A 6,562-nucleotide genomic window follows, 5' to 3' on the forward strand; every position below is an offset into this window, starting at 1 on the left:
AATACTAATATCTGTAACATCTGTATTTTACAAAATATATCTAACAATTTGGGATATTAATTCAACAGTCTTTTATTATGTCATTAAAAAAGAAAGATATTTTTAATTATTCTTTTATTGCTATGCCCGTAGCATTTGCAAGTATTCCTATATATATTTTTTTACCAGACTACTACCATACAAGTTATGCTATAAACCTAACAATACTAAGTATAGTACTATTTCTACTTAGGTGCTTGGATGCAATATTAGATCCTTTTATTGGTTGGTATTGTGACAGATTTCATAAACTAAGTAAAATAAGCCTAATTGTTGTTATACTCGCATTTATACTTGGTGTATATATTATGTGCGTGCCAATATTCTCTAATATAATTTTAAATCTTATTATAGGCATACTTTTATCAACATTTGCCTTTAGTTATATAACTATATTTACTATTACAAAAGGAGCATTATGGCAAAAAGATGATAATAGTAAATCAACAATTATTGGTGCTAGAGAAATCTCAAATATCATTGGTGTTTTAGTTGCTTCAATACTATTATCAGTATTCTTAATCTACTTCACAAGTAAACAAGGTTACTTTTTATATGCTATTATTTCTATTATTTTAATAATTATATCTAGTATATTTTTCTTTAAATGGTTAGATAAAGTTAATTTATCTAATAATAATTCAAAAACAATATATAGTTTCAACATAAGAAATTATATTGATCATTTTGATAAAGAAGGTATTTTTTTATTTATAGCTTATACAATAAGTGCTATAGGTTCTAGTTTACCTGCAGTTACTCTAGTTTTTTTTAGCAAATATGTTTTAAATACTCCAGATTTAACTGGGATATATATATTTGTATATTTTTTAGGTGCTATACTTTTTATCCCCATTATAAAGAAAATAGCTATAAAATTTGGTATCTTAAAGACATGGGCTATCGTATTAATACTGTATTCCTTTATATTTTCTTTTGTAATATTTTTATCTAGTGGAAACTTTATAGCTTTCACTATAATTTGCTTATTTGCAGGAGCTGGTCTAGGAGCAGAATTAATACTTCCAAGCGTACTATTAGCAAAATGGATAGATAGCTGTCCTGAACGAAGAGAACTTGGCAATGGTTATTATGCCATCTTAGCTTTTATAGGTAAATTTAGTTTTGCAATAGCTACGATTATATCCTTCCCTCTTATAAGTTATTCATCACATACAATAAATTTAGAAATGGCTTTACGGTTAGTTTATTGTATACTTCCATGTCTTGCCAAATTTCTAGCCGCTTTAATAATTCTAATATGGTATAAAAGTATTTTTAATGATCTAAATTAATTAAATTTAACTCTTAATATAAAGTCTTGCTGCTGAAAAATCATAAATTGACTTAGTATCCTTTAATTCTTTGAATCCTAAAATACAAACTATTCCTAGAAATTTACTTAAAGATTCTATATTTGCTGAGGTGGCATTAAGGTTAAATAATTGTAATTTCTTTTGATAAAAAATATTTAGAGGATTAAGAGTAAGACTGGAAATGTTAGTATTAGCAATTGTAAGTGTTCCATCTGTTGCCTTAATTGTCTCTTTAGAAGTAGTTTTTAGACCAATTTTCTTACTATAAGTATCTGATACCGTAAAATCTGAAGTTCCTGTATCAACTAAACAATTGACTGGAGAATTTTTATTAAACGCTATAGGTATAATCTGATGTTGTGAAATTAACTTCGTTAAATTAATCAATAAGAAATTTTTAGCGTATAGTTTCTGACCAATTAAATAATGATCTTTAGGAGTTACATGTCTAGTACTTAGATATATACTTTGATTAGAAAAGTTAAATATAGCATTATATTTATCTAAAAATTTAGTCCCAATAATAATAGTTGGATATTGAATTTTTTTAGGTTGATTAATGGTCTCAGCATTAATATTTTTTAAAACAATATTACCAATTTTTATTTGCTTCAAAAGCACATCATGATTAATACTTGATTGACCAGCCATATTTTTTGAGTGGTTTAAACTATTACTTTCTTTAAGCTTAAGCTGATTTACAGAATCATTAAAAATGCTTATTCCATTAGAGCCTGTATCAAACATAATATAAGCTTTACTATTATTAACTTCTCCTATCAAATATGGACCATCTAGCTCTTTATAATTATTTGATAACTTTAGTCTTTGATAACCATAATTTTTTATTAAATAGTTTTCTAAACTCTCTGCTTGTATAGCACATATAAAGAAACAAGAGACAAAAATTATTAATGCTTTCATATTTACTTTCTGTTTCCTCTAGATTTATTAAATATAAAATAATATAAATATTACTGTTTAACAATAATTAAATATTGAAAAACAATAATTAATGAGATATATTTTATTAGAATAATTAGCATAAGGATCAAAAAAATAAATGCTCACACTTCAGAAAAAAAGTAGATTGTATAAAAATTTTTTTAAACTAGTATTTTTAATTATAATAATATTGGTTCCATTATTTTGGGTATGTGTACAAACAAATTTTGATTTTTTTAACTCTATTGGAGTTTCTCAATCATTTACAAGTTATGTCTCTTACAAACTTTCATTAATGACAAGAGTCTTTGCACTGTTTGTAAGTCTAATTCCTACTCTTGCTGTTCTTAATATTATTGATTTACTTATAAGGTTATTTAGTCATTATGAAAATCTTGAAATATTTTCATCTAAAGTTGTGTATATCTATAGAAATTTAGGCAATGCCTTAGTTTATTGGTTTATTGCTAAATTAATATATGGACCCTTAATAACTTTAACTCTAAGTTATAATAACCCTCCTGGTGAAAGATTTATTGGTGTTAGTATAGATACTCTTGATGTTTTAGCTTTAATTACTGGAGCTATTGTCATAGCCATTGCATCAGTAATGCAAAAAGCAAAAGAAATTTCTGAAGAAAATGATTTAACAATTTAAAGGCTCTATAAATGTCTATAAAGATTAATTTAGCAACGATTATGGCTGATAAAAAAGTCCGTTCAAAAGAATTAGCTCAAGCTATAGGAATTACAGAACAAAACTTCTCTATACTTAAAAATCAAAAGGCAAAAGCAATTAGATTTTCAACATTAGAAGCTATTTGTAAATATCTTGATTGTCAGCCAGGAGATATTCTAACATATGAAGATAATGATTAAATTAATAAATTTTGCTGCTTATCTGAGCTCAAATTCTCAGGTATTTTCAATTTAAAATGATTATAAGCTATTAAAGTTGCAATTCGCCCTCTTGCTGTACGCATTATATAGCCTTGTTGAATTAAATAAGGTTCTATAACATCTTCAATTGTTCCCTTTTCTTCACTTAATGCCGCAGCCATTGTATCTAAACCAACAGGTCCACCACCAAACTTTTCTATAAGTGTCAATAAGTATCTATGATCCATCTGATCAAATCCTACAGGATCTACTTTTAACATTGATAACGCTTTATCAGCAATTTCAAAACTTATTTTACCAGAACCTTTTACTTGAGCATAATCCCGAACCCTACGCAATAGCCTATTTGCTATTCTAGGAGTTCCTCTCGAGCGTTTGGCTATCTCTTTAGCGCCATCATCTGTTATATCTAAATCAAGTAATTTAGCGGAACGGTATACAATCTTTGTTAGATCCTCAATAGAGTAAAACTCTAAGCGTTGGATAATCCCAAATCTATCTCTAAGAGGGGATGTCAATAAGCCAGCTCTTGTAGTAGCTCCCACCAATGTAAATGGTGGTAAATCAATTTTTATTGATCTAGCTGCAGGGCCTTCGCCAATCATTATATCAAGTTGATAATCCTCCATTGCTGGATACAATATCTCCTCAACAACAGGACTCAATCTATGAATTTCATCAATAAATAAAACATCATTTTCTTCAAGATTAGTTAAAAGTGCTGCTAAATCACCAGCTTTTTCTAACACTGGTCCACTTGTTTGCTTAAGCTCGACTCCCATTTCATTAGCAATAATATTTGATAAAGTTGTTTTACCTAAACCAGGAGGACCAAAGATAAGTGTATGATCAAGAGCATCATTACGAGCCTTTGCAGCCTCAATAAATATCTCCATTTGCTCTCGTACTATTGGCTGACCTTCATATTCAGCTAAAGTCTTAGGCCTTATAGCCCTATCTATAACATTCTCATCATTACTTTGAATAGTATTAGCTGAAATTATTCTATCTGTTTCAATCATATCTTAATTTATATAATAAATACTTACTCTAAAAGTATAACACTGTTATATATTTTATAGTAAAACTATTGAGCTGTATAACCACCATCTATAGGAATTAGACCGCCAGTCATAAATTTACTTTTATCACTAAGCAAAAAATAAACTAAATTTGCTACTTCTTCAGGCTGAGCAATTCTTTGTAACGGAAATTCTTTCTTTTCACCTTGATGTGCTTGCTCAAATGATATTCCTTCATTTTGGGCATATTTATGTATTAAATCTCGATAAAAATCTGTATCAACAGTACCTGGACATACTGCATTTACTCTAATATCATACTTGGCTAAATCAATTGCTAGAGACTTCGTCATTTGTGCTATAGCACCTTTACTTACTGTATAAGCAAAGCTATTTGATTTAGCAACAAAACATTGGTCAGAACCATTTAGAACGATAGATGTTCCTGAATGAATATTCTCTTTTAAACCTTTAATTAAATAAATATTAGACCAGATGTTAACATCAAATACTTTCTTAATATTCTCTATATCAATATCAAAAATTGATCCTTTAATTAATATCCCTGCATTTAAAAATATACCTTTGAATGATATATCTTTAACTGCTATTAAAACTTTTTGAATATCTTGTTCTTTAGTTAAATTAGCTTTGATAAATTTAACTCTACTTTTATCATCAGGTTCCAAACTATCTATATTAAAAATACTATTACTTTTATCTTGTTTTAAGATATCTATAACAGCCTTTCCAATACCTTTTGATCCTCCAGTAACTAAATAATTTGGCATACTGTATCAATTAAATTATAATCTTGTGTAAATAATAGCTGATAAGCTTTGAAAAAGACAAATATTTTGTCTAAAATCTAAGTAATTATTCCATATTTATACTAGGAGAAACTAGTGGATCTAAAAGAATTTAAGCAAATAGAACTTTCTCATTTTAAAGATGCTAAATCAGTTGAGTATCTTAAGGATGAAGTAAATCGTTTATTATTTTTAGATAGCCCAGCATTAGCAGTTTTTAGGGACTTCGAAGCACATAAAGCTTTAACAGTTAGAAGAGATACTCATATAAAGGATGTAAAAGCTAAATTAATTGATAATCACCTAGATTTTGCACTTGTAATTAGCTCTAGCGATAAAGTTGTAGGTACTATCTCTTTACACTATATAGAAGGCCAAGGTTTACAAGAAAGAGCTAGGGATGCTGGGGTTAAACCTGCTGAGTTAACTGCCGATGATGCTAAATTTGATATATCAATGGTCAATGTCGCACCTTACGCAATTATTAAAGAAGCAAAAATTGGTCATATATTAAACACCTTAATAAACTCTATTCATCCTCACTTTGTTGTTTCTGATAAAGATAAAAATGGTGAAAAATATATTCGTGGTTATTTTTCTTTACCATATATTCGTAAAAAATTAGGATTGTTAGATATTTCTCATTCCTATACAAAAGAAGAAATTGCTAGAATAACTCGTTTCCCTTCATAATTCTAATTAACATAATCTTTTATTACACTATAAAATTCTTTTGCTACAAGTGTATATCCTTTAGTATTAGGATGTACAGTATCAACCATTAAATTTTTATTCCCAAATAATCCTTTAAGAACATTAGGGACAAGTAAACAACCATTATCTTTAGCAAAAGAAATATAATCATCTGCATAATCATTAGAATAGTAAGGAATATCTAGTCCTCCGATAACAACAAGTACCCCGTTTGCTTGTAGTATATCAACTATTTGTTTAAGATTAGCAAAAGCCTCTCCCGCAGGAACTTTCTTTTTAAGATCATTACCTCCTAAAGTAATAAGTACAATCCGAGGATTTTTAGCCAATACAGTATTAATACGTTCTAATGCTTGTTGTGTAGTTTCTCCAGATATCCCCATATTTATAATCGGTTGATTAATCATTTTAGATAACTGAGATGGGTAATTACTCTCTTTAGCTACTCCATAGCCTGCTGTTAAACTATCCCCAAAAGCAACTATTGTTTTACCTTTTGGTTGACTATTAATAATATGCCAATTGTTATAACTAGCCGCAAAAAAAATATAATAAATTAGATAGATTACAACACAAACTATAATAGCTATAATTATTTTTTTCATATAAAACTAGATTTCACTTATATATGTTATAAATAAGATTATAAGATAGTTATTTTTAAAGTTCTATCGTAAATAATGATTGTTCTATTTAATAGAATTTTTGATTTTTTAAACTTATCAACTTAAATAACTATAGGGGCTGTCCTAGATAACTAAGTTATGTTAGGATGGTTTTGATGAGAAAAAGTAGATTAAGTTCATACAAACAAGAT

8 protein-coding genes are annotated in these 6,562 nt (G+C 27.9%); 4 read left to right on the plus strand and 4 right to left on the minus strand.

Annotated features, from left to right (window positions below; translation table 11 throughout):
- Positions 1 to 77 precede the first annotated feature (77 nt).
- On the plus strand, positions 78 to 1,334 hold the full coding sequence (locus tag R8535_RS10410; protein ID WP_329499024.1) for an MFS transporter: 1,257 nt from the start codon (positions 78 to 80) through the stop codon (positions 1,332 to 1,334).
- Positions 1,335 to 1,340: 6 nt separating this feature from the next.
- On the opposite strand, the gene R8535_RS10415 is transcribed toward R8535_RS10410, so the two are convergent.
- Positions 1,341 to 2,279: a retroviral-like aspartic protease family protein gene (locus R8535_RS10415; protein ID WP_329499025.1), complete on the minus strand. Its 939-nt coding sequence runs from the start codon at positions 2,277 to 2,279 to the stop codon at positions 1,341 to 1,343.
- 139 nt (positions 2,280 to 2,418) lie between these two features.
- On the opposite strand from R8535_RS10415, the gene R8535_RS10420 reads away from it, so the two are divergent.
- Together R8535_RS10420 and R8535_RS10425 are read left to right on the plus strand one after the other, a co-directional pair.
- Positions 2,419 to 2,958, plus strand: a complete 540-nt coding sequence (locus tag R8535_RS10420) for a DUF2975 domain-containing protein (protein WP_329499028.1) — start codon at positions 2,419 to 2,421, stop codon at positions 2,956 to 2,958.
- An 11-nt stretch (positions 2,959 to 2,969) separates the two neighbouring features.
- Positions 2,970 to 3,179 carry a helix-turn-helix domain-containing protein gene (locus R8535_RS10425; protein WP_329499030.1) on the plus strand — a complete coding sequence of 70 codons (210 nt, stop codon included), beginning with the start codon at positions 2,970 to 2,972 and terminating at the stop codon, positions 3,177 to 3,179.
- Here the strand turns inward: R8535_RS10425 and ruvB are convergent.
- Positions 3,176 to 4,222: a Holliday junction branch migration DNA helicase RuvB gene (gene ruvB / locus R8535_RS10430; protein ID WP_329499033.1), complete on the minus strand. Its 1,047-nt coding sequence runs from the start codon at positions 4,220 to 4,222 to the stop codon at positions 3,176 to 3,178. The genes R8535_RS10425 and ruvB overlap by 4 nt on opposite strands.
- A 65-nt stretch (positions 4,223 to 4,287) precedes the next feature.
- Positions 4,288 to 5,013: an SDR family NAD(P)-dependent oxidoreductase gene (locus tag R8535_RS10435; protein WP_329499035.1), complete on the minus strand. Its 726-nt coding sequence runs from the start codon at positions 5,011 to 5,013 to the stop codon at positions 4,288 to 4,290.
- A 114-nt stretch (positions 5,014 to 5,127) separates the two neighbouring features.
- Between R8535_RS10435 and R8535_RS10440 the strand changes: the two genes are divergently transcribed.
- Positions 5,128 to 5,724: a CBS domain-containing protein gene (locus R8535_RS10440; RefSeq protein ID WP_329499037.1), complete on the plus strand. Its 597-nt coding sequence runs from the start codon at positions 5,128 to 5,130 to the stop codon at positions 5,722 to 5,724.
- A gap of 2 nt (positions 5,725 to 5,726) precedes the next feature.
- On the opposite strand, the gene R8535_RS10445 is transcribed toward R8535_RS10440, so the two are convergent.
- Complete coding sequence (locus R8535_RS10445) at positions 5,727 to 6,350, minus strand: arylesterase (RefSeq protein ID WP_329499039.1); 624 nt, start codon at positions 6,348 to 6,350, stop codon at positions 5,727 to 5,729.
- Positions 6,351 to 6,562: the final 212 nt, after the last annotated feature.

The organism is Francisella sp. 19S2-4, assembly GCF_036281795.1.
Taxonomy (GTDB): Bacteria; Pseudomonadota; Gammaproteobacteria; order Francisellales; family Francisellaceae; genus Francisella.

Coding starts and splice junctions, on each gene's coding strand:
- R8535_RS10435 (WP_329499035.1), bottom strand. CDS start 5,013: ATGCCAAATTATTTAGTTACTGGAGGATCAAAAGGTATTGGAAAGGCT.
- R8535_RS10415 (WP_329499025.1), bottom strand. CDS start 2,279: ATGAAAGCATTAATAATTTTTGTCTCTTGTTTCTTTATATGTGCTATA.
- ruvB (WP_329499033.1), bottom strand. CDS start 4,222: ATGATTGAAACAGATAGAATAATTTCAGCTAATACTATTCAAAGTAAT.
- R8535_RS10425 (WP_329499030.1), top strand. CDS start 2,970: ATGTCTATAAAGATTAATTTAGCAACGATTATGGCTGATAAAAAAGTC.
- R8535_RS10445 (WP_329499039.1), bottom strand. CDS start 6,350: ATGAAAAAAATAATTATAGCTATTATAGTTTGTGTTGTAATCTATCTA.
- R8535_RS10410 (WP_329499024.1), top strand. CDS start 78: ATGTCATTAAAAAAGAAAGATATTTTTAATTATTCTTTTATTGCTATG.
- R8535_RS10420 (WP_329499028.1), top strand. CDS start 2,419: ATGCTCACACTTCAGAAAAAAAGTAGATTGTATAAAAATTTTTTTAAA.